The sequence below is a fragment of the Methylobacterium sp. GC_Met_3 genome, from assembly GCF_026540775.1.
Classification (GTDB): domain Bacteria; phylum Pseudomonadota; class Alphaproteobacteria; order Rhizobiales; family Beijerinckiaceae; genus Methylobacterium.
Window position 1 is genome coordinate 1 of sequence record NZ_JALNUL010000027.1, and the last position, 20,742, is coordinate 20,742.

Below are 20,742 nucleotides of genomic sequence, written 5' to 3' on the forward strand. Positions count from 1 at the left end.
CACGTACATGGAGCGCTTCGCGAACATGATCTCGCAACACGAAATGGTTCGATTGGTTGCCGGCGCGGGCCGCATCAAATGATCGCTCCTGAATCATGCGTCTCGGGAAGCGGGTCCGGTAGATGACCCGGAAGGTGGCTTGGCGCGCCCCGTGAAAGCCCATTCCGCTCTCGGTTTCCCCATGCGCCAAGTCATGATCGCTTCCGCCATGAGGCTCGACTTGGAACAAACGAGTGCACCTGCGTGGGAAAGGTCGTCATCCTGATCGGCTGATCGACCTCGGCCGGACTGGTCATCCCGAAATTCGTAGCCTGTAGCGTATGCCGTTACGCGGTATGCGTTACCCTCGGAGTCGCGCAGCTCTTGCACGAGGCCCTGGTCGCCCCCGACATGTTCTCCCTCGTCCACGTCATCCTGCCCGTCTCGGAGCTCGCCCCCGCCGAGGCCATCCGCGCCTCGCTTGCGCCTTTCGAACGCGGCGGCAAGGGCGAGGTCCCGGACGACTGGCTGGCCTTCCACGACGAGACCGACGAGGTCCGCGCTCTCCACCGGACCGAGTTCACCTTCACGCGGGTCGCGGGACCCGGATCGAGGGCGAGGCACACTGGCACCTGGACGTCGGGGCGATTAACGCCGAGATGGCGCGCCGCGGTCTTCGGCGCTGGCAGGTGCGCTTCGCCGACGCCGAGCCCGACCTGGACGCCTTCGTCGGCCGCTGTCGCCGAACTAGGTCCCGTTCGGGCATACCGTGAGGACGTGCATCCGTTCTACGGGTAAGGGCGAACCAACGGGAGAAACCATGCGCCGTCTCGTCCCCCTTCTGCTCGCCTCCATGCTTCTGGCAGCCCCGGCCCGCGCCGAGCAGGACCTGCTCCTGGGCGCCGACATGGGGTCGGCGGCGATGACCAAGGCAGAGATGACCCGGGCCGACGTCGAGGCTCTGATCGCCAAAGCCGACGGCAAGCCCATCGACCTGTCCGATAAGGCACTGGCAGGCATCGACCTTTCCGGGCTGAACCTGAGAGGCGCGAACCTGCGCACCGCCCGCTTCAACAAGGCCAACCTGCGCGGTGCCGACCTGACCGGTGCGAACTTAGAGCAGGCATGGTTCATCAAGGCCAACCTCAGCGGGGCCAAGCTCGCCGGCACCAAAATGTTCGGCATCACCGCCCGCGACGCAAACCTCAGCGGGGCCGACCTCAGCCGAAGCATGCCAATCGGTGACTTCAAGGGTGCCAACATGGCAGGGGCGACGCTGGTCGACCTCAAGGGTGGAGCCGACATCAAGAACCAGTCCATGGGTCTGATGCGGGCCGTATTCGTTTCGGTGAACCTTAGAGGAGCCAACCTGAAGGGGGCGAACCTCGGGCGGTCGCGCCTGGAATATGCCGATCTCACGGACGCCGACCTCACCGACGTGGTGCTGATGGGATCCGACCTGTCCGGCGCCAACCTCACCGGCGCGACGGTAGCCGGTGCGGATTTCAGGAACGTCGACGTCAGCGGCGCGCGTCTGATCGCCCTCAAGGGCCAGGACAGCGCCAAGGATTGGTCGGCGCGCGTGAACGCCGACCGTGCCATCGACCACGTATCGAACTGAAGTCAGCCAGGCCACCCTTCATGCTTGGGTGACGCGAACCTCGACCGTCATACCTAGGAAATCGCTCTGAAGCCCCATGAAGCTGCCGACCACGGGCATCGCCTGCCGGATGTCCCGCGCGACCGCGACCGGGATCAGGTTCGCGCCACCCATCCTGCGATTGGTCGGATCGAAGGTGATCCAGCCGGCGCCGGGCACGTAGACTTCCCCCCATGCATGGGTCGATCCGGCATCGGCGGAGCCGACGAGGGTCCGGGTCGGATCGTGCAGGTAGCCCGAGACGATCCGGGCTCCCATGCCGAGGCTGCGGGCAGCCTCGACGAACAGGGTCGCTAGATCCCTGCAGGAACCCTGCCCGATGGCCAGGGTCTGGTCCGGCGACTGCGTGCCCTCGTCTTCCCGGGCGATGTAGGCGATGCCGTTGGCGACGCCTGCGTTCAGGTCCTGAAGCAGGGAGAGCGTATCGGTCGGATTGGACGCCACAAAGCCCTGCGCCCAAGACAGCAGTCGCCCATCGTCCGAGTATTGCTGGACGGCGAGCGCACCAAGATCGGTCCGAGCGTCCTCGGAATAGGGGAACGGGTAACTGATGGCGGAAGCGTCGATGTCGAAAACCGGATAGGCCGCGGCGGAGAGTTCGACCCGGGCGACGCTGTCGATCACCAGGGTGTCCGAAGGTGCGCCGAAGGTGGCGGTCGCGATGGCGTTGCCGAAAACGTCGTAGGCCCAATGCAGGATGCCGGAAGGCGCCAGGTTCACTTCGCTGCCGATGAGGCGCACGTCCCGGCTCTCTCGGGGCCGCAGCATCAGTCGGTGAGAACCAAGGCTTACGGGCCGCCCATAGCGATACGTGGTCCGATGATGGATCCGCAGGGCGACCATTCGACGTTCCTTCGGTTCGGAAGGGTTTGTCATAGGGACGTTTTGGTCATGACTATCGGGAGGACGATGGCCCGCTGCCTCACCGTACGAGCAGAGCCTTGTTCATCGTGAGGTTCACGACAACCCCGCAATCGTCCCAGGTCCGTTCGACGGACCCGTCGAGCTGCTGCGTGATCGCCCGGTCGAGCAGCCGGCTTCCATACCCCCCAGGTCCCGTGGGTGGCGCGACGGGTGGACCGCCCCGCTCCGTCCAAACCAGCGCGAGGTTCTCCTGTCGGTCCGTGGCGGAAACGTCCAGCGTGCCGGTCGGGACCGATAGGGCGCCGTACTTGAGCGAGTTGGTCGCAAGCTCGTGCACCACCAGCGCCAGGGTGGTCGCGGCGGCCTCGCCCACGCCCATACGGGGAACCGAGACCCGGATGCGCCCGGTGAACGCGCCCATGTCGTCGTAGGGCTTGAGCAGGATCGCGATCAGGTCGCCCAGGAGCGCCGCCTTGCCCTCGTTGCCCGGTAGCGGGCGGACGAGGTCGTGGGCGCGACCCAAGGCGGTCAGCCGCTGGGTAAGCTCGCGCGCCATGTCGACCGTCGTCGTCGTCGAACGCGAGGTGATGGCGGTTAGGCTCGCAGCGATGGTGAGGAGGTTCTTGACCCGATGGCTCATCTCGCCAGCAAGGAGCTCGTGTCCCTCCTCGGCCTGCTTGCGCCCGGTGACGTCGAGGAAGATGCCCGACATGACCCGTGCGACGATGCCCTTGTCGTCACCCTGCCCTCGCGCCGAGATCCATCTTGCGATCTCGCCGTGCAGAATGCGGAAGTCGATCTCGTAGGGTCCGACAATCGCGCGAGTCGCGGCGAAGGCGGCTCGGACGCGGTCCCGGTCGGCCGGGTGGATACGCGAGGACAGATCCTCGAATTTGACGGATGCGCTCTGCGGCAGGCCCCATAGTCCGAACGCGCGTTCATCCATGGCGAAGGCGTCGCTGTCCACGTTCCACGACCATAGGGACACCCCGGCCGCATCCAGGGCGAGCCGCAGTTGCTCCGACGTCCAGAGCGACGGGATCTGAGTTGGTGAAGGCACGGGAACGCTTCCGATGGTCGGATCTCCAAGATAGGTTTTCCGCAATCGGAATGGTGCCGCATTCATGCGTCCGTCGCTACGGCGTTCTCGCATCAACTTCGACAGAAACGGCACTACGGTGCCGGCCGAGCCTTATTCATCGTCTACGCTTCGCGTCCACGGTCCTGCGCAGGAGGCGCGAGAGCTCCTCGACCGAATAGGGCTTGCGCAGCAGATCGAAGCCGTGGGTGCCGTTCTGGGCCAGCACGTGGCTGTAGCCCGAGGTCAGCAGCACGGGCAGGTCAGGGTAGTCGCGGCGGATGCGACGCGCGAGATCGACGCCGTCCATGCCGGGCATCATCACGTCGGTGAAGACCACATCGAATCGAGATGCATCCTTCGCGAGTTCGGCCAGGGCGGCTTCGGCATCCGATGCCAGAACGGGTAAGTACCCGAGTTCGACCAGGCTCTGCGTGGCGAAGCTGCCGATCTCGGCGTTGTCCTCGACCACCAGGACGCAGGTACCCTGGCCATCCAGGAGCGCTTCGGATGCGATCTCGACAATCGGCCGTCCGGCTTCCGCGGCGCGCGGAAGGAACAGCGTGAAGGTGGCGCCTGCGCCCACCCGGCTCTCGACCGTCACCTCGCCGCCGGACTGCTTGGCGAAGCCGAACACCTGGCTCAGGCCGAGGCCGGTGCCCTGGCCGACGCCCTTCGTCGTAAAGAACGGCTCGAAGATCCGGTCGAGCATCTCCGGCTCGATACCGATACCCGTGTCGGTGACCGATACCGCAACGTAGTCTCCCGGGATCGCACCGTGGGAGCGCACGGCGGGCATGGTCTCGACGGCGGCGACAACGACGACGATGCGACCCTCGCCGTCCATCGCGTCGCGGGCATTGACCGCGATGTTGACCAGCGCCGTATCGAACTGGCTCGGATCGACGTTCAGGTACAACGGTTCGTCGGGAAGTCGGATCTCGACCTCGATGCGCGAGCCGGCCAGAGTGGACATCATCCCGCTGATCGCCCGGACGCTGGCACCCGCATCGAACACCTCCGGCTTGAGCGACTGTCGTCGGGCGAAGGCCAGGAGCTGCGCCGTCAGCTTGGCCGCCCGGTCCACGGTGTCGGAGATCGCGCCGACGTAGCGTGCGCGTCGCTCCTCCGTCAGGTTCGGCCTCTTGAGGAGGTCGGTGGACGACTTGATCACCGTGAGCAGGTTGTTGAAGTCGTGCGCCACGCCCCCGGTCAACTGCCCGACCGCCTCCAGCTTCTGCGATTGCCGAAGGGCGTCCTGGGCCATCTCAAGCTCGGCGGTGCGTTCCGCCACCCTGGCTTCCAGCGTCGCGTTCAGGTCGCGCAGCCGTTCCTCGCCGGTCCGCAGCGCCTCCTCGGCCCGCTTGGCGGCGGTCACGTCGCGAGAGACCGACAGCAGCTTCTCCGGCCTCCCGTCGGGGCCGTTGACCGGTGTCACGATGACATCCCACCAACGTGGGCTTCCCTTCAGCGTCGTGGCGAAGCCCTCGAAGCGCGCGATGCCACCGCCACGGGCCGTCGCCACGGCGTCGACCGCCTTCGCGTGCCCGTCACCCATCCAAAAGTCCGGCCAGCACGCGCCGCGGATGGTCTCGAAATCGTCGACCTCCATCACGCACATGCCCTGTTCGGTCATGAATTCGAGGCGCGCGTCGAGGTCGAGCACCTTGATGCAGTCGGCGGAACTCGCCAGCACGCGGCTGCTGAACTCCTCGCTTCTGCGAAGCTCCGCCTCGGTCGCGATAAGCCGATTGATGACCCGCTGCTGATCATGAGCCAGCCGGTCCATCGCCTCCGCCTCGCCACGGAGCCGGACGGTCTCGGTGACTTCCTCGACCCGGTGAAGGATGAGGGCGACCTCGCCGTCCGGCCCCAGAACCGGCACGTTGACCGGGCTCCACCACCGCTCCTCGAAGCGACCCTGGGCGTCGCGCACGGCGTAACGTTGCACCGCCATCGTATCGGACGACTTCGTGTCCAGGACGCGTTGGAAGGAGGCTGTCAGGTTTCGAACGCCATCGGCGGCGGGATCGGCCGGATCGTCGGGAAAGAGATCGAAAAGCCGACGTCCGACCTGGTCGGCCTGCGTCGTGCCGGTCGCACGAAGCCTGGCATCGTTCGCCGCGACAATGATCCAGTGCGGAGGGGACACGACCAGAAGTGGCGCCGGGACGGCTTCGAACAGCGACCGGTAATCGAGTGCCTGAACCAAGTCGGCGCCAGGAAGTGTGATCAACGAATCCGTCGGACGGTCGATGTCTCTCATGCGGCGTCTTGGTTCTGGTTTGATGTTGCCCGGTCACCGTCACGGAGACGGAACGCAGAACCGACCGGTTGGAGGACCCTATCCATAAGGCGTTCCAACCGGCGAGAATTCCATCGGTTGCCGGCTCCCTCGACGATTGAGGTTCGGTCTCGCGGGTTTTCCGGCCAGTACCGATTCCGATCTTGGACCCGGTGTCGTGTGATGGGGTTTAGGCAGCCATCGCATGGGCCATGAAGAACCGAAGCATCTCACGGCTCGCATCGGGACCCTGGGGATCGGTGTGGGACCCGGAGGGGTGGCCGCCGGCCCAGGCATGGCCGGCACCGTGGAGGACCCATTGCTCCGAGGACCAAACGCCGTGGGTCTCCGCCAGCACGGTCCGCGTGAATGCCATCCCGCCGGCGGAACGCCCCTCGGTGGTGGAGCCGGTGAGCTCCGTCCCCGGCCGGGATTGGGCGATGGCCTGGTCACCGTTGATCGGCGCGACAGTGGTGTCGCGGTCCCCATGGAATACGATGGTCGGAACCGGGTGCACCGTCCGCGCCGGTTGGCGCAGGGCGCCCCGACGCATCGTCGAGAAGGCCGCCGCCATCGATCCGGCGGCCCCGCTGGCCAGTCCGGAATGGATGCCGACGGCGGCATAGATGTCCGGGTAGGCTTGGCCCATCACCGCGGCGGCGGCCCCGCCCGAGGAGAGGCCGGCGACGTAGACCCTTGCCGGGTCCACGTCGAAGTCCTCCATGATCCGTCGCGTCAGCCCGGCGAGGATGCACGGCTCGCCCCGCCCACGCTGCTGGTCGCCGTCCCTGAACCAGTTCCAGCTCTTGACCAGGTTGGCCGACCTCGGCTGGTCGGGATAGGCCACGATGACACCCTGCTCCTCGGCCAGCCGGTCCATCCGGGTTCCGATGGCGAAGTCGCGCGCCGTCTGCGAGCAGCCGTGGAGCATCACCACGAGCGGACGGGAACCGCGTCCGGACCCGGCTGGCACGAACAGGTCGTAGGCGCGGCTCCCGGCCCTGTTGCCGTACCGACGTGCCAAGGCGCCAGGCCGGTCGATGGACCGTTCCGCCGACTCCCTCGACGTGGGTCCGGGAAATTCTGTCATCGGAATGCTTTCGGGGATGGCCCAGTCCGGTGCGGATCGCGAACTACGGCAGGGCGCCGATCATGCCCTTCGCCTCGGTCATCGTATTCTCGCAGGCGCGCTTGTCGCCGCCACGGTCCTCGGCGGACGCCCGGACGATGAGGGCCCGCGCGGCGGCGATGTGGTCGGCGGTCGAGACTGTTTCGGGATCGCTCGGGGAACCGGTGCGGACGGTCGTCAGGCCCCGTGGGGAGCCCGTACGTAGCTCATGGCCTTCCATCAAGCCGGCGACACGAACGGCCCCGGCGCTGTCGAGGCGACGCTCGATGGTGCCGATCTGCTCGGCGCAGGACGATGCGAGGGCGGGAAGCGGTAGGGTCGCAAGAACGGCGGCGGCAACCAAGCGCATCATGGTGTCTCTCCGGGGGGTGGCAGCACCTGCGGATCCGCTCGGCGAGCGAACGACCGGGATGCCGTCCCTCACGCGGTGATGCGAGGGTAGCGTCAGTCCAACCTGGGCCAACGCCGAATGTTGCGCCGCAGCACGAAACGCGGGGCAGACCCGTGCCGACCGCCGCCATCGTCACAACCAGTCGCTGAGGCCAATCAGCGATAACTCGGCGGGGACATGCTCGCCGCCGGTCCGCTGAACGACGGGCCAGCGACCCGAAAGGCGAGCGGACGGCCTCATCCGCAGAAATTCTTCTTAGCCTTCGTGGGATCAAGCGACCCGTCGGTTGGTTGTTATCATGCTTAGCGCTCGACGGTGGATGGTCTTTCCCACGGTTTTGAGCGCGATATTTTCCAACGGGATCATCGAAATGAAGGCACTTACTTGGCAAGGTCGAGGCAAGATCTCGTGCGACACCGTGCCGGACCCGAAGATCGAGCATGGTCGTGACGCCATCATCAAGGTGACCGCCTGCGCGATCTGCGGCTCGGACCTCCACCTCATGGGTGGCTTCATGCCCTCGATGGAGTGCGGCGACGTCCTCGGGCACGAGACCATGGGCGAGGTCATCGAGGTCGGACGGGACAACCAGAAGCTCAAGGTCGGCGACCGCATCGTGGTGCCCTTCACCATCTGCTGCGGCGAGTGCCGCCAGTGCAAGTGGGGCAACTGGAGCTGCTGCGAGCGCACCAACCCGAACGGCGCGATGCAGGCCAAGGTCTTCGGCTATCCGCTCGCCGGACTGTTCGGCTTCTCGCACCTTACGGGCGGCATCCCCGGCGGCCAGGCCGAGTACCTGCGGGTGCCCTATGCCGACGTCGGTCCCATCGTGGTGCCAGAGGGTCTCACCGACGAGCAGGTGCTGTTCCTCAGCGACATCTTCCCCACCGCCTACCAGGCGGCCGAGCACTGCGACATCGGCCCGGAGGACACCGTGGCGATCTGGGGCTGCGGCCCGGTCGGCGTGCTCGCAGTGAAATGCTGCCTGATGCTCGGCGCCAAGCGCGTCATTTCCATCGACAGCGTTCCCGAGCGCCTCGCGCTGGCTCGGGAAGCGGGCGCCGAGACCATCGACCTGTCCAAGGATAACGTGCAGGACACCCTCATGGAGATGACCCACGGTCTCGGTCCGGACTCGGTGATCGAGGCGGTCGGCATGGAGTCCCACGGGGCCGACACGACGCTACAGAAGGTCTCCTCGGCCATCATGGAGCACACCGTCAGCCTGGAGCGTCCCTTCGCCCTCAACCAGGCCATCCTGGCCTGCCGCCCCGGCGGCAACGTCTCGATGCCCGGCGTCTTCGCGGGCCCCGTCGGTCCCGTCGCCCTTGGCATCCTGATGAACAAGGGCCTGACACTGAAGACCGGGCAGACCCACATGGTTCGCTACATGAAGCCGCTGATGGAGCGCATCCAGAGCGGCGACATCGATCCGTCCTTCATCATCAGCCACCGCTCCACGAACCTGGAGGACGGCCCGGCCCTGTACGAGATGTTCCGGGATAAGAAGGACGCCTGCACGAAGGTGGTGTTCAAGCCGCACGGCTGAACCGAAGACCGCGGGGGCGGTGCACATGCGCCAATCGTGCCCGGCCCCGAACCAACAAAACGAGCGGGAGGAGACCGGATGTCGAACTACGTTTTCGACGACAGCAACATCACCTGGCGGACGTTGGATTGGCTGCCGTACATCGCGTTCTTCGTCTACAAGGTCGACGAGGACAACCGCATCGTCGATGTCGTGTTCAAGTTCGCGTCGAACCGGAAGGTGATGCTCCATCGGCACAAGTGTCCCTACGTGACGCTCGTGATGCAGGGAGAGCTCCGGTTCTACCGCGAGGACGGGACCCACAAGGAGACCCGACCTACCGGCAGCTTCGTCTCCGGGCCCGCGAACGGCGAACCGCACATGGAAGGCGGCGGCAACGAGGACGCCATCGTGTTCTTCAGCAACCGCAACGTCGAGGATGCCCTCTACGAGTTCCTCGACGACGCGGGCAATCCGGTCCAGGTCCTCGGCATCGCCGACTTCAAGGCGCAGCTCGCCGAGCAGGTTTCGTCCGGGACCTACGCCAAGGTCGAGGGACGACCCGCCTGATCGATGCCGCCACTGCATCGGCCGGGCCCCGTTTCCGGCCCGCCGGCGGGCGCCATTCGCCTCGCATCGGTGAAGGACGGCAAGCTCCCGGATGTCCCTCGCCGCCCAACACAGACAGGAAAGCGACTGATGCCCACCGCAGTGATCTTCGACGTCGATGGCACCCTGATCGACTCGGTTCCCCAGCACGCCCGTGCCTGGCAGGACGCCTTCCGGGACTTCGGTCACGACATCCCGTTCGAGGATCTGCGCAGGCAGATCGGCAAGGGCGGGGACCTCCTGATGCCGGTGTTCCTGTCGGAGGCGGAGATCGCCGAGAAGGGCGACGCCCTGGAGAAACACCGTTCGGGGATCCTGAAGGAGCGCTACCTGCCGACCATCAAGGGCCTGCCGCAGGTCCGGTCGCTCCTCGAACGCCTGCTGGCCGACGGCAAGCAACTCGCGCTGGCCTCCTCCGCCAAGGGCGATGAGCTCAAGACCTACAAGACGATCGCCGACATCGACGACCTCATCAACATCGAGACGTCGTCGGACGACGCGGAGGAGAGCAAGCCGAACCCGGACATCTTCCAGGCCGCCCTGAAGCGCCTCGACGGCATCACGGCGCAGGACGCCGTCGTCGTCGGCGATACGCCCTACGATGCCGAGGCCGCCGGCAAGGCCGGCATCCGCACGATTGGGCTGCTCACGGGTGGATGGACGGCCGAGGAGCTCATGCAGGCCGGATGCATCGCGACCTACAAGGACCCGGCCGACCTTCTCGCCCAGTACGACACCTCGCCACTGGTCGGGTCGCGGACCTGATCGCACAAGGGTGGGGTGTCCGACATGACCGATACGTTCCCGAGCGTCACCGATGGCCCGCACCTGCGCACCGTCGCCATGCCGCGCGACACGAACGCCGCCGGCGCCATCTTCGGGGGCTGGACGGTGTCGCAGATGGATCTGGCGGGCGGCACCTTCGCCGCACAGCGCACCAAGGGCCGCGTGGCGACCGTCAGCATCGAAGCGATGCGCTTCCTCCGGCCGATTGCGGTCGGTGACGAGGTGAGTTGCTACTGTGCCCTGCAGGAAGAAGGCGAGACGTCGTTGGGCGTCAGGATCGAAGTCTGGGTCCGGGACCGTACCGGGAGCAATCCAGAGAAGGTCACGGAAGGGGTCTTCACCTACGTGGCCCTGGACGAAGAGGGGAAGCCCCGGCAACCGGCCGACGACCGGGCCAGCGAGACCTGAAGGCAGCCGCCGCCCTTACGCGACGGTCTCGTTCGAGAGATGCAGTGTGGCGATACAGGCCCGCCGCCATCGTCTCGGGCACGTCGTTTCGGTGAACAACGGATTCGGGGACCGATTGAATCGTCATGGAAACCTATGTCGTCGTCGTCGCCGGGTTCGGTGTCCTGGTGCTTCTGACGGCATGGTTGCCGATGGTACTCCGGGCGCTGCCTCTTTCGCTTCCCATCTGCTGCGTCGGCATAGGTGCGGCCTTGTCGACCATCCCGGTCGTCGCGGAACTCACACCCCATCCCGGCTCCCACGCCAAGCTGATTGAGCATGCCACCGAGGCCGTGGTCGTAATCTCGTTGATGGGAGCGGGCCTCAAAATCGACCGCCTGTTCGGTTGGCGAACTTGGTCGGTGACTTGGCGGCTCCTGGGTATTGGCATGCCGCTGACGATCCTCGCCTTGACCGTGCTGGGATCGACCCTGCTTGGGCTTGGTCTCGCGTCGGCACTGCTCCTCGCGTCGTCCCTGGCTCCGACGGATCCGGTCCTGGCATCCGACGTTCAGGTTGGTCATCCCGACGAGGACCATGAGGACGAGCCGCGGTTCGCCCTGACCTCGGAGGCAGGGCTTAACGACGGCCTCGCCTTTCCCTTCGTGAACCTCGCCATTGGCCTCGCCGGTGGCGGTCTTGCCGGAATGTCGTGGTCGCATTGGCTTGCGGTCGACGTGCTCTGGAAGATCGCCGTGGGGGCCGTTTTCGGCGCGGCGGTCGGCCGAGCGTTGGGATGGCTGATGTTTCACCTGCCCAACCTGTCGAAGCTTTCCCGCACCGGAGACGGCTTCGTGGCGCTCGGCGTGACCTGCATCGCCTATGGATGCGTCCAGGTTCTCGACGGATACGGTTTCGTCGGCGTGTTCGCGGCGGCCCTTGCGCTGCGTGCATCAAGTCGCGGCCATGAATACCATCGCAAGATGCACGACTACGCCGAGGAGCTCGAACGCCTTCTGATGATGGTGCTGCTCATCGGCTTTGGGGCGGTGCTTGTCAGCGGCGGGCTGCTCCGTGCCCTGACCTGGCCGGCGGTTGCCTTCGCCCTGCTCGCGCTTCTCGTCGCGCGACCCTTGTGTTGTTGGATCGGACTGCTCGGAAGCGGGCGATCCACCGAGGACCGTGCCGTCGTGAGCTTCTTCGGTATCCGTGGGTTGGGAACGGTCTACTACCTCGCGTTCGCAACCGGTCATGCCGCCTTCGAGGAGATGGATCTCCTTTGGGCCACGGCCGGGCTGACCGTGCTGATCTCCATCCTTCTGCACGGCGTCACCGTCACGCCGGTCCTTCGCGCCCTCGACCGTAGGATGGGACGGGACACGGAGAGCGCGCAGCTGGACCTGACCCTCCCCAAACCGATGGCGTAAGCGATCGGCGAGCGTAGCTCGCCTCTTGCAGGCACCGTCGCCTTCGCGGTCGAGAGGCGGGATTGAAAGCGGTCGGTCATCGAGCCGGCAACCACCGTGACGACACCGTGTTGTTGATGGCACCAGCGGTCAGCAACGCGCCAATCCGCGGTCTGGCGTCGGCGAGCGCACAAGCCCCCGCCAACGAGCCGCAGCATGACCGATCCGACGACGCCTCCGTCCGAGGTGGCCGATATCCGGCGTCTCGATGCCCTGCGGGACTACGACATCCTCGACACGCCTCCCGAGAAGGGGTTCGATGACATCGTGGAGTTGGCCCGCATAACCTGTGCCGCCCCGGTTGCCCTGGTGAGCCTGGTCACCGGCGACCGCCAATGGTTCAAGGCGAAGGCGGGCTTCGCCCCGTGCGAGACGTCCCTCGACAAGTCGGTGTGCGCGCATGTCCTGGGCGCACCGGACCTGCTGGTCATCCCGGACCTGACGCTGGACTCCCGCACCCGCGAAAACCCCCTCGTCACGGGTGAGCCGTACCTGCGCTTCTACGCAGGGGCCCCGCTTCAGGCTGCGGGCGGCGAGAGGTTGGGTAGCCTGTGCGTGATTGACCTGGCGCCCCGGCTGGAAGGGCTCACCGAGCCTCAGGCGGGGGCTCTGCGAGCGCTCGCCGGGCAGGTGATGACCCAGATGGACCTGCGCCGTTCGGTGGCCGAGCGCGAGCGCATCCTCTCGGGGCAGGCGGCGTTGATCGCGCAGCAGAACGTCTTGATCGCGGCCCAGACCGCGGTCACTCGAGCGGCCGGGGACCGGAACGCGATCCTCGACGCACTCGTCGCAGGCGTCATGGAGGCCGTCCCGCAGGCCGAGGGCGGGGTCATCGAGCTGCGCGAGGGGGACGAGCTCATCTACCGTTCGGGACGCGGTTCGCTCGCCGGACACGTCGGGTTGCGACGGCCCCTGGACGGCAGCCTTTCGGGTCATTGCCTGATGACGGGCAAGCCGGTGCTGTGTCCGGACGTGCTTCTCGATCCCCGGGTCAAGCGCGACGTCATCGCCCCCCTCGGGATGCGGTCGGCCATCTACGTCCCGGTCTCGCGGGGACCTCGCCGAGATCGGCCACTCGGATGCGGCCCACGATCATGGCGGCTGCCTTGGTCGCGTAGGGGTATGTCGATCTCTCGAAGAAGAGGCCATCCGCGGACGTCACGATCCAACGGAAGCATCCTGCATACGAAGGGCAGGGCACTGCCGCGAGCCTGTAGGTGCGAGACAACGCGTTGGCCTCATCGATCAGGCTGAGCAATAGAGGAGGAAGGGCTCCGCGAGGAGCCCCCCCTTTCACGGTGGAAGTGATGCCTCACATGTGGTGCATCATCCGCTTCTTCATCATGTGATGACGCATCATACGCTTATGCATCATGCGCTGTTTCATCGTCATCCGGTCGCCGTGCATCATACGGACTTGCGTAACATCCGACTGCCCGGGCTGCACGCCGTTCACCGGCATTGGAGCTGCGGACGCGGTGCCGACACCGAGAGCGAGGCTGCCAATTAGGGTTGCTGCGGCGAGCGAGAAGGTGATCTTCACCATCGTGGTCTCCTGAGTTCGGCGGCGGTGGACGTTCGTGGCCGGTAAGGCTTTGGAATTCCACTCCCGCGGAGCGGCGCCCGGATGGGGCGTCAACGGCCCTGTACGGCCCTGCTGATGCAAAGGTTTCAGCACCAGGTTCGATAAATCGAGAATGCTCAATGTATGAGTACATGCAGTTTAGTCGCTGCGGCGTGGCCGAGAACGAGCTACGGTTCAGCTTGAGCGCAAGCTTGACTGAACTGACACCCCATCATTGACGAGAGCTGAAACTATTTAGACGACGCTTCCGTTCTTCGAAGGCGTGGTCACCCCCGGCGGCGCAACCGTTGGAGCTGCCTGTGACCCGTATGCCCATCTCAATCCTTGCGACTATCCTGCTAGCCGGGTCTCTCTATCCGGCGGTTGCAGCTACGAAGAAGGTGCGCGTGCCGGACCAGTTCGACGGCTCCTGGACCATCGTGGCGACCACGGCTGAGGGACCTTGCTCGGCCAGCACGAGCTATCGCGTTAAGATCAAGAACAGCGACGCCTCGATCCCCGGCGAGGAGGTGGACATCGACGGCGGCGTATCGGCTGGTGGCGCCGTGCAGGCTACGATCACCCAGAGCTCAAACAAGGTGCCGATCGCCGGCAGTTTGACCGCGAAGGGCAGCGGTAGCGGCACGTGGCGTACCTCGGGCGGGCTAGTTGAGTGCAGCGGTATCTGGAGTGCTAAGCGGGCAAGCTGATGAGCATCAATCTAGAATTCGAAGCCCGCAATTGGCTGATCGTAGCGTCGACCCGGCAACCTGGATCTTCTCAGTCCAAAATGTGCTGGATCAGCTCGCGGTTCGCGCTGATGAGCGCGATGGTCCCGGCCCATATCACCTCAGGCGACATGCCGATCCTGTACTATGACCGCGGATATTATCATCCAGTACGCATATGATTGTCCATGACAATACGGCGTTGTAATTTCTCGTGCCCTGCCGCCATTCGAACCCACCGGGGAGCATTTCATGCATTTATACGCCGGTGCGCGACTCGCCCTGATGTGTTGACCAGCACACTGGAGCGGCGGCGCGAGGCTTCGGTCGTTGCAGGATTGACGTCGTTCGGTGGTGCGCTGAGGTTCCCAACTGGTCGACCTTGCGATCTTGCGATTGCAATGCCGGGGCGCCCCGGCATCTGGAATCCGACTGACCGAAACGCGGCGGGGTCGACGACCGCACGCCCTACGGCACATGAACGCGTACCGGGTGCCGAAGCATCCGGCGACAGTCACTCGGCCATATGCTTTGGAAACCAGTTTCCGTGAAAGCCTGGCGGGATCCGGTGCCCGAGATGGACCGTGGCGACGGGTGCCGCCTCGAACGCGCGCGCGTCGAGGATGATGAAATCAGTCGTGTCGTTCAATGTGTCGACGACGAGCCCAACGAGCCAGCCCTCGTCTTCGCCGGCCTCCGGCCTGGCCGGCACGAAGACGAACTCTCCCGGGATACTGTCAGGGCCGAACTCGTGCACATGCCGCTCCCCCGTTGCTAGGTCATGCTTGTAGATCTGCGTCGCGTCCACGAGCTGCGTGTTGCCGTCGGCGGGGACGGAGCCCGTGTAGACGTACCGGTGGGGTTGTCCGAAGCGACGCTCGTCGATCCGGGGGAACTCCTGCGCCGCGGGATCGATCACCCGACGGTCGACCTGTCCCGTCGCCGGGTCGGCGGTCCAGCGTTCCAGCCAACCCGGTGCGTCGAGGCCGCCGCTGGCCGAGGCGAACACCCGCTCGTAGACCACCACGTCGAGAACCACGCGCCCGTCAACGTCGTCATAGGCGTTGGCGACGTGGAAGGCGAAGCACGGCTCGATCGCGCACCACACGATGTCGGCGGCCGTACCATGCCGCGGGAGCAGGCCGATGCGGGCGGCATGGGCCGGGTTCCAACGGAACGGGAAGCGGTGTCCTGCCAACACCGCCCGCATCGAGAAGGTGACGGGCAGGTCCAGCACGACGACGAAGCGCGTCGTGATCGCGCAATCGTGGATGCAGGGGCCGTGCTCGACCGGAATCGCTACGTCACGCACAACGCGACCGGCGGGCGATATGACGACGTGGCGCACGCTGTCCCAGATGCGGCCGTCATAGGCGACGGCATGTGTCTCACCGGTCGCTGGGTCGCGATGCGGGTGTCCGGTGAAGGAGCCGGCGAGGGTGCCGTCGAACGGATTGTAGCGCTGCGTCTCCAAGTCCTCGGACAACAAGACGGGAAAGCTGCCGGCCTCGACCACGGCGAAGGCGCGGTCACCGATCTCAACGACGTTGGTATTCACGGTGTCGTCGCCGCGGCGCGGCCCCGGTGCAGCGGGCCGGCCGAGGGCTGCGGACGCCGCACGCGAGCCGATCCAGCGGTTACGGTACCACAAGGCCTTTCCGTCCTCGATGCAGAGACCGTGCACCATGCCGTCGCCCAGGAACCAGTCGTGGCCGCGCGTTGTCGGGCCGGCGGGGTTGGCACCCATCTTGAGGTAGCGGCCGTTGAGCCCCGCCGGGATCGTCCCGCTTACGCGCAGATCCCGCAGGGTTAGCTCCTCGCGCATCGGCGCGTGGACGCCGACCACGAAGGGGTGCTGCGTCCACGGAAGCCGCAGCCGATTGCAGGCCGCCACCAGCGCCACAAGGCCCTCGGCGGTGGCACGCAGGCTGGACTCTATCAAGTTCGGCATCTGGCGCTGGCTCGGGGCGATCGGAGGGAGAGCGAGGGCCCTTGTGATGGAGGCCTTCCCCTTTTCCGGGCAAGAATGTCAGCTCTGTTCGTTTGGGACGACTAGCCGATCTTGTCGTTGATGTATCCAACTACGTCCCGCTGTGCGACGGACGTGGATCGCTACGTCGACAGCTCGATCAGCCAAGCGCCCGGACGCCTCCAGCCGCCGGATAAATGGCCGCTTGCGGATTTACCATCGGAGAGCTTCTTCGGCGTGATTGGGTCGGTAGCAGGCCGTCCGCTTTTCCGGTCGGCCTGCTCCGAAGCGGATAGACCGCTTACGGCCAGATCCAGTCCTGCGCCGGGCGCCCCTGAATGGCTGGGTTGGGTGGAAAGCTTCCGGTCCGCTTCCGGGCTGTAATAGGCAACTACCGCCATTCGCCACCGCATCAGCGTGACGGCAGCGGGATAGCCCGCAGCACGCCGTCAGGATCGTACCGGCGTTTGAGAACCGCTAGCTTGGCCGCGTTCGGACCGTAGGCCCCGGCGACCTGCTCGGTCGACGCATCAGGTAGCAGGTTGGCGTAACCGCCCGGCATTGCGGCAGGCGCTAGATTGGCCATCAGTTGCGCCGTCCAGGCGCGAGGCACCGCCCCGTCGGCAGATGGCGGGTCCCAGGTGGCGTAGAGCAAGGCGGTGAAGTGCGGTTCGCGCTGCCCAAAGGCCGTGGCGTCCGCGCTGATGGCCGTCGCAGCGCCGTAACAGTGGTGCACGATGATCGATGACAGAGCCGATGTCCGCGCCTCGAACCCGGCAATCAAAGAGTCGATGGCGTCGGCGGATAAGGTGGCGAACCAGCGCGTGCCGACATCGTAGCCGCGTCCCTGCATGAGCTTGCCGTCGGTCAGCGAGAGGAGCGCACTTGCCGGCATCAGCCCGGCTTTCACGACGATCGGCGTGCCTGCCGCGACCACCTCGGTTACGAAGGTCTCGCCTCGGTCGTCCGCGCCGGTCCATACCAGGGACACGACTGCCACCGGCGCACCACCAGGCCCCACGGCCAGCACCGCCGACCCAAACAGTTCAGCGGGGGCACACTGCATCAACTCAGCGTATGCCATGATCGCGGCACGCGCGTCTGACCAAGGGAAGACCACGGTAATGACCAGTGGTGGCGGTAAGTCATACAGGCGCAGGCGCGCAGCGGTGACGACGCCGAAATTGCCACCGCCCCCGCGCAGCGCCCAGAAGAGGTCGGGCTCGTCGTTGGCATCACAGCAGACTATCCTGCCATCGGCCAGGACGACTTCGGCGGACAGAAGACTGTCGCACGCCAGGCCAAAGCGCGTCATCAAGGGTCCGTAGCCCCCGCCCATGAACAGGCCGGCCATACCCACGGCGCCGTCGTTGCCTATGATGGCCGTCAAACCCTGTTCCCCCGCCGCCGCGTTCAGTTGCCCCGCGGTGACGCCACCACCGATCGCCGCCTCGCGCCGCTCCGCGTCGATGCTGATCGTTGTCATGGCAGACAAATCGAGGACGACGCTACCGTCGCGCAGCGAACGCCCTAACCAGTCCTGCCCGCCGTTGTGGATCGACACCGGCTGATGGACCTCCCGAGCGAGGCACAGGGCGCGAGATACCTGCTCGCCGGTCTGGCAGCGCACGATCAACGCTGGATCAGCGTCGAGCGCCCCGTTCCAGTGCCGTCCGGCGCCACCGGCATCATGAAGATCGGTCAGTGTGCATCCGGCCGCCATGAGACTTTGACGAAACGCAACTGCGCTCAATGCCTGAAATTGTTGCATTTCCCATCAACCGTGCTGAACGCTTCGGCGAGACACGCATCATGTTAGATCACGATGGTGCCACCTATGTTACGAGATCGATTGCAGAGCCCACAGGGCCGCTTTCGAGCTATACCTTCAAGTACTGAGATGTGCATTTGGGTCGCTACGAGACCGTCCACTTCTCCGGCGGACTTCCTCAGAAGCGGACCAGGGGCTATCGGCCAGATCAGTCGCAATGAACCATTCTGCATGGGACACTTCACGACCGGAAAAGGGTCGGTAACCGGTCACCGTCTGCCGTGAAACCCAGTCCGGCTTCGGGCTGGAGAGATCCAGATCGACCGTTGCGATGCACTCATCCTGGAGTGGTTTGGCCTTATCCGGGGTCCGCACCCCTGCAATCGGCTCGACCACTCCAGCGGCGGCCAATCGTTCGACGACATACCCGCCGACGTTGCTCGTGGCGCGGACAATCAAAGCCTTGATTTTCGTCATAGCCGAGCTCGTCTATACTGAAGTGAGCTGAATCCATGCATGGGCAGCAGGTTCGCCGGCGCTTGACGCAACTTCACTGACCCGGAAAGGCATGCCCGGATGAAGTGTCTCCGGGTGCCCGTGCTTCCACCCCCGCGAGTGCGCGCAGCCGTGGTTCCCCGACCTGCGAGAGCATGTCCCCATGGACCGACTTCCAGCCAAGTTCCGTTCGAGCACGGGGGTCGAGCGAGCGGCTGCACGCGGAATAGATCATCGCGCCGAGCGGCCCGAACATCTCCTGCGCCTCCTCCATGGAAAGACTGCGGGTCGGTACGCCCAGGTCTCGGGCGACGGCTTCCGCGATCCACCGCCAGGCGATCTCCCCACCGGCTGCGTGGTACAGGGCGCCGGGCACGCCACGGTCGATGGCCAGCGAGTACAGCCGCGCCAGATCGGCGTGGTGGACGCTCGAATAGGCCGCCAAGCCCGAGCCAACGTAGCAGGCTGCCCCCGCGGTTGCGACGGTGCGGTAAACCCGGGCCACCTGCCCGTTGTCGCCCGGTCCCCAGATCGCCGGGGGACGGACCACCATGCCGCGAACCCTTGTTTCCGTTGCCACTCGCACGATGCGCTCGGTCCTCACGCGCTCGCTAAGGAACGCGACGGGCTCGAACGGGTCGTCCTCGGCCATCGCGTCCGAAGTCCAATCACCGTCGGTTCGCTTCATGAAGACGCTGCTTCCGGAAGTGAAGATCAGCGTCTTGCCCGTTCCTGCAAGCGCCTGGCACAATCGCTCCAGGACCTCGGGTTCGCGGTCCAACTCGACCAGGGCGGCGAAGACCACCACGTCGGCATTGAATGCCGCTGCCAACACAGTGGCTATGGCGGTGTCGAGGTTGCCCAACACCGGCGCAATCCCATCCCTCGCCAGCCTCGCGCTGGCCTCCTCCGTCCGTGCCAAGCCGGCGACCTCGTACCCCTCCTCGACGAAGTGCCGCGCGAGCACGCCGCCGAGATAGCCAGTGGCGCCTATGACGAAGATGTTTTTCGACATGGATGATGCCTCGACGAAGCGAGCGGATCGAGGGGATGGAGCGAAGAAGGCGCCAGGGCTTGGGACATGCCGCGCACAGGGAAGCGCCGCTGCGTGCGGACGAGACTTCCCAGACGGGTACCGTCCTAGACCGAGGTTTGGGCCACCTCGGCGAGGAGGTCGGCATGCCTGGGCTTCCAACCGAGCATTCGACGTGCCTTTTCGCTCGATGATTGACTGTTAGAGGACCAGTAGTCGGCCATCGGCGGGAAGCCGATGGCTTCGGCGAGCGCGGGGCCGTCCAGGGCGACGGTCTTCCCGCCCAGCCCCATGCCGTGACTAAGGGCGACCGCTATGTCCCGGGTGCGAAGCCCGTTCTGAGCCCCGGCGTGGAAAAGCTGCCCGGCGGGGGCCTTTTCGAGAGCCAGGACGAAGAGGTCGGCCAAGTCGTCGACATGGACGAAGGTCCAGAAGTTGTCGCCTGCCCCGACCGCGTACGGGACGGCCCCCAGCCGTTGGGCGGCGGCCCGTATCATCCAGAATACGGCACGGCCGTCGCCAAGCCCGTAGACGTTGGGGGGGCGCAGCACGATGCCGCGCAGGCCGGGTGCATCCAAGACCGTCCTCTCGATCTTAAGGCGCATCTGGAGCGACCTGACAGCGGGCAGCTCCGACGCCGCGATGGGGGTCTCCTCGTCGTAGATGGCCGCCCCGGTATCTCCCAGCACCCCGGTTCCGCTGGTGTAGACAAGCGGCTTGTCGCTCCCTTGCAGCCCGACGATCAGGGCTTCGACGGCTTCGGCGTCGAGGGCGTTGGACGTCGCGAAGTCGCCCGTGCTCATGTCGAAGGCATTGTGGATGACGCCGTCGGCGCTCCGAGCCGCATGCGTGAGGATCTGCGTATCGGTGAGTGCGCCGTGGAGAGGCTCAATGCCCTGCTTTTCCAGTTTCCGAGTGGCGTCATCGGAACGGGCGAGCGCGACGATTTGGTTTCCCGTTTCCAGCAGCCTTCGGGCGATGGCGCTTCCGATGTAGCCGGTGGCGCCCGTCATGAATACTT

20 protein-coding genes are annotated in these 20,742 nt (G+C 65.7%); 9 read left to right on the forward strand and 11 right to left on the reverse strand.

All coding sequences use genetic code 11. The features are described from left to right. Positions 1-363 precede the first annotated feature (363 nt). Both OXS27_RS22860 and OXS27_RS22865 read left to right on the forward strand, forming a co-directional pair. A complete protein-coding gene (locus tag OXS27_RS22860; RefSeq protein WP_267358818.1) occupies positions 364-777 on the forward strand; it encodes a hypothetical protein in 414 nt (137 codons plus the stop codon). Between the two features lie 22 nt (positions 778-799). Then, the gene (locus tag OXS27_RS22865) at positions 800-1,600 is read left to right on the forward strand and encodes a pentapeptide repeat-containing protein (protein ID WP_267358820.1); all 801 of its coding nucleotides are present in this window, start codon (positions 800-802) and stop codon (positions 1,598-1,600) included. 18 nt (positions 1,601-1,618) lie between these two features. Here the strand turns inward: OXS27_RS22865 and OXS27_RS22870 are convergent, their stop codons facing one another. From OXS27_RS22870 to OXS27_RS22890, 5 genes are all read right to left on the reverse strand, one after another. Next, positions 1,619-2,482 carry a transglutaminase family protein gene (locus OXS27_RS22870; RefSeq protein WP_267358822.1) on the reverse strand — a complete coding sequence of 288 codons (864 nt, stop codon included), beginning with the start codon at positions 2,480-2,482 and terminating at the stop codon, positions 1,619-1,621. A gap of 79 nt (positions 2,483-2,561) precedes the next feature. Continuing rightward, a complete protein-coding gene (locus tag OXS27_RS22875) occupies positions 2,562-3,563 on the reverse strand; it encodes an HWE histidine kinase domain-containing protein (RefSeq protein ID WP_267358824.1) in 1,002 nt (333 codons plus the stop codon). A gap of 136 nt (positions 3,564-3,699) precedes the next feature. Then, entirely contained in the window at positions 3,700-5,817 is a 2,118-nt protein-coding gene (locus OXS27_RS22880; protein ID WP_267358826.1) for a PAS domain-containing protein, read from the reverse strand. Between the two features lie 238 nt (positions 5,818-6,055). Next, on the reverse strand, positions 6,056-6,889 hold the full coding sequence (locus OXS27_RS22885) for a PHB depolymerase family esterase (RefSeq protein ID WP_267358828.1): 834 nt from the start codon (positions 6,887-6,889) through the stop codon (positions 6,056-6,058). Positions 6,890-6,998: 109 nt separating this feature from the next. Continuing rightward, positions 6,999-7,346, reverse strand: coding sequence for a hypothetical protein (locus OXS27_RS22890; protein WP_267358830.1), 348 nt, complete (start codon positions 7,344-7,346; stop codon positions 6,999-7,001). Positions 7,347-7,755: 409 nt separating this feature from the next. Here OXS27_RS22890 and OXS27_RS22895 point away from each other — a divergent pair, with 409 nt between their 5' ends. The 6 genes from OXS27_RS22895 to OXS27_RS22920 all read left to right on the forward strand — a co-directional run bounded on the left by OXS27_RS22895 (position 7,756) and on the right by OXS27_RS22920 (position 13,415). Then, positions 7,756-8,934 (forward strand): zinc-dependent alcohol dehydrogenase, encoded by a 1,179-nt coding sequence (locus OXS27_RS22895; protein ID WP_267358832.1) that lies wholly within the window; start codon positions 7,756-7,758, stop codon positions 8,932-8,934. Between the two features lie 78 nt (positions 8,935-9,012). Next, on the forward strand, positions 9,013-9,483 hold the full coding sequence (locus OXS27_RS22900) for a regulator (protein WP_267358834.1): 471 nt from the start codon (positions 9,013-9,015) through the stop codon (positions 9,481-9,483). Between the two features lie 129 nt (positions 9,484-9,612). Further along, positions 9,613-10,287 carry an HAD family hydrolase gene (locus OXS27_RS22905; protein ID WP_267358836.1) on the forward strand — a complete coding sequence of 225 codons (675 nt, stop codon included), beginning with the start codon at positions 9,613-9,615 and terminating at the stop codon, positions 10,285-10,287. 24 nt (positions 10,288-10,311) lie between these two features. Further along, positions 10,312-10,716 carry an acyl-CoA thioesterase gene (locus tag OXS27_RS22910; protein WP_267358838.1) on the forward strand — a complete coding sequence of 135 codons (405 nt, stop codon included), beginning with the start codon at positions 10,312-10,314 and terminating at the stop codon, positions 10,714-10,716. A gap of 125 nt (positions 10,717-10,841) precedes the next feature. Next, positions 10,842-12,122 carry a cation:proton antiporter gene (locus OXS27_RS22915; protein WP_267358840.1) on the forward strand — a complete coding sequence of 427 codons (1,281 nt, stop codon included), beginning with the start codon at positions 10,842-10,844 and terminating at the stop codon, positions 12,120-12,122. A 195-nt stretch (positions 12,123-12,317) separates the two neighbouring features. Next, entirely contained in the window at positions 12,318-13,415 is a 1,098-nt protein-coding gene (locus OXS27_RS22920; RefSeq protein ID WP_267358842.1) for a GAF domain-containing protein, read from the forward strand. A 58-nt stretch (positions 13,416-13,473) separates the two neighbouring features. On the opposite strand, the gene OXS27_RS22925 is transcribed toward OXS27_RS22920, so the two are convergent. Next, positions 13,474-13,707 (reverse strand): hypothetical protein, encoded by a 234-nt coding sequence (locus OXS27_RS22925; protein WP_267358844.1) that lies wholly within the window; start codon positions 13,705-13,707, stop codon positions 13,474-13,476. 425 nt (positions 13,708-14,132) lie between these two features. Between OXS27_RS22925 and OXS27_RS22930 the strand changes: the two genes are divergently transcribed. Next, positions 14,133-14,435: a heme utilization protein gene (locus tag OXS27_RS22930; protein WP_267358846.1), complete on the forward strand. Its 303-nt coding sequence runs from the start codon at positions 14,133-14,135 to the stop codon at positions 14,433-14,435. Positions 14,436-14,967: 532 nt separating this feature from the next. On the opposite strand, the gene OXS27_RS22935 is transcribed toward OXS27_RS22930, so the two are convergent. From OXS27_RS22935 to OXS27_RS22955, 5 genes are all read right to left on the reverse strand, one after another. Beyond that, positions 14,968-16,404 carry a carotenoid oxygenase family protein gene (locus OXS27_RS22935; protein ID WP_267358848.1) on the reverse strand — a complete coding sequence of 479 codons (1,437 nt, stop codon included), beginning with the start codon at positions 16,402-16,404 and terminating at the stop codon, positions 14,968-14,970. Positions 16,405-16,834: 430 nt separating this feature from the next. Further along, entirely contained in the window at positions 16,835-18,193 is a 1,359-nt protein-coding gene (locus OXS27_RS22940) for an FAD-binding oxidoreductase (protein WP_267358850.1), read from the reverse strand. 117 nt (positions 18,194-18,310) lie between these two features. After that, on the reverse strand, positions 18,311-18,670 hold the full coding sequence (locus OXS27_RS22945) for a hypothetical protein (RefSeq protein ID WP_267358852.1): 360 nt from the start codon (positions 18,668-18,670) through the stop codon (positions 18,311-18,313). A 73-nt stretch (positions 18,671-18,743) separates the two neighbouring features. After that, positions 18,744-19,703: an NAD-dependent epimerase/dehydratase family protein gene (locus tag OXS27_RS22950; protein WP_267358854.1), complete on the reverse strand. Its 960-nt coding sequence runs from the start codon at positions 19,701-19,703 to the stop codon at positions 18,744-18,746. A 125-nt stretch (positions 19,704-19,828) separates the two neighbouring features. After that, positions 19,829-20,734 (reverse strand): NAD-dependent epimerase/dehydratase family protein, encoded by a 906-nt coding sequence (locus tag OXS27_RS22955; RefSeq protein WP_267358856.1) that lies wholly within the window; start codon positions 20,732-20,734, stop codon positions 19,829-19,831. Between the last annotated feature and the right edge of the window lie 8 nt (positions 20,735-20,742).

Excerpts from the sequence above, each read along its gene's own strand:
- OXS27_RS22865 (WP_267358820.1), top strand. The coding sequence starts at position 800 with ATGCGCCGTCTCGTCCCCCTTCTGCTCGCCTCCATGCTTCTGGCAGCC.
- OXS27_RS22870 (WP_267358822.1), bottom strand. The coding sequence starts at position 2,482 with ATGGTCGCCCTGCGGATCCATCATCGGACCACGTATCGCTATGGGCGG.
- OXS27_RS22890 (WP_267358830.1), bottom strand. The coding sequence starts at position 7,346 with ATGATGCGCTTGGTTGCCGCCGCCGTTCTTGCGACCCTACCGCTTCCC.
- OXS27_RS22895 (WP_267358832.1), top strand. The coding sequence starts at position 7,756 with ATGAAGGCACTTACTTGGCAAGGTCGAGGCAAGATCTCGTGCGACACC.
- OXS27_RS22900 (WP_267358834.1), top strand. The coding sequence starts at position 9,013 with ATGTCGAACTACGTTTTCGACGACAGCAACATCACCTGGCGGACGTTG.
- OXS27_RS22905 (WP_267358836.1), top strand. The coding sequence starts at position 9,613 with ATGCCCACCGCAGTGATCTTCGACGTCGATGGCACCCTGATCGACTCG.
- OXS27_RS22910 (WP_267358838.1), top strand. The coding sequence starts at position 10,312 with ATGACCGATACGTTCCCGAGCGTCACCGATGGCCCGCACCTGCGCACC.
- OXS27_RS22915 (WP_267358840.1), top strand. The coding sequence starts at position 10,842 with ATGGAAACCTATGTCGTCGTCGTCGCCGGGTTCGGTGTCCTGGTGCTT.
- OXS27_RS22920 (WP_267358842.1), top strand. The coding sequence starts at position 12,318 with ATGACCGATCCGACGACGCCTCCGTCCGAGGTGGCCGATATCCGGCGT.
- OXS27_RS22925 (WP_267358844.1), bottom strand. The coding sequence starts at position 13,707 with ATGGTGAAGATCACCTTCTCGCTCGCCGCAGCAACCCTAATTGGCAGC.
- OXS27_RS22935 (WP_267358848.1), bottom strand. The coding sequence starts at position 16,404 with ATGCCGAACTTGATAGAGTCCAGCCTGCGTGCCACCGCCGAGGGCCTT.
- OXS27_RS22940 (WP_267358850.1), bottom strand. The coding sequence starts at position 18,193 with ATGCAACAATTTCAGGCATTGAGCGCAGTTGCGTTTCGTCAAAGTCTC.
- OXS27_RS22945 (WP_267358852.1), bottom strand. The coding sequence starts at position 18,670 with ATGACGAAAATCAAGGCTTTGATTGTCCGCGCCACGAGCAACGTCGGC.
- OXS27_RS22950 (WP_267358854.1), bottom strand. The coding sequence starts at position 19,703 with ATGTCGAAAAACATCTTCGTCATAGGCGCCACTGGCTATCTCGGCGGC.
- OXS27_RS22955 (WP_267358856.1), bottom strand. The coding sequence starts at position 20,734 with ATGACGGGCGCCACCGGCTACATCGGAAGCGCCATCGCCCGAAGGCTG.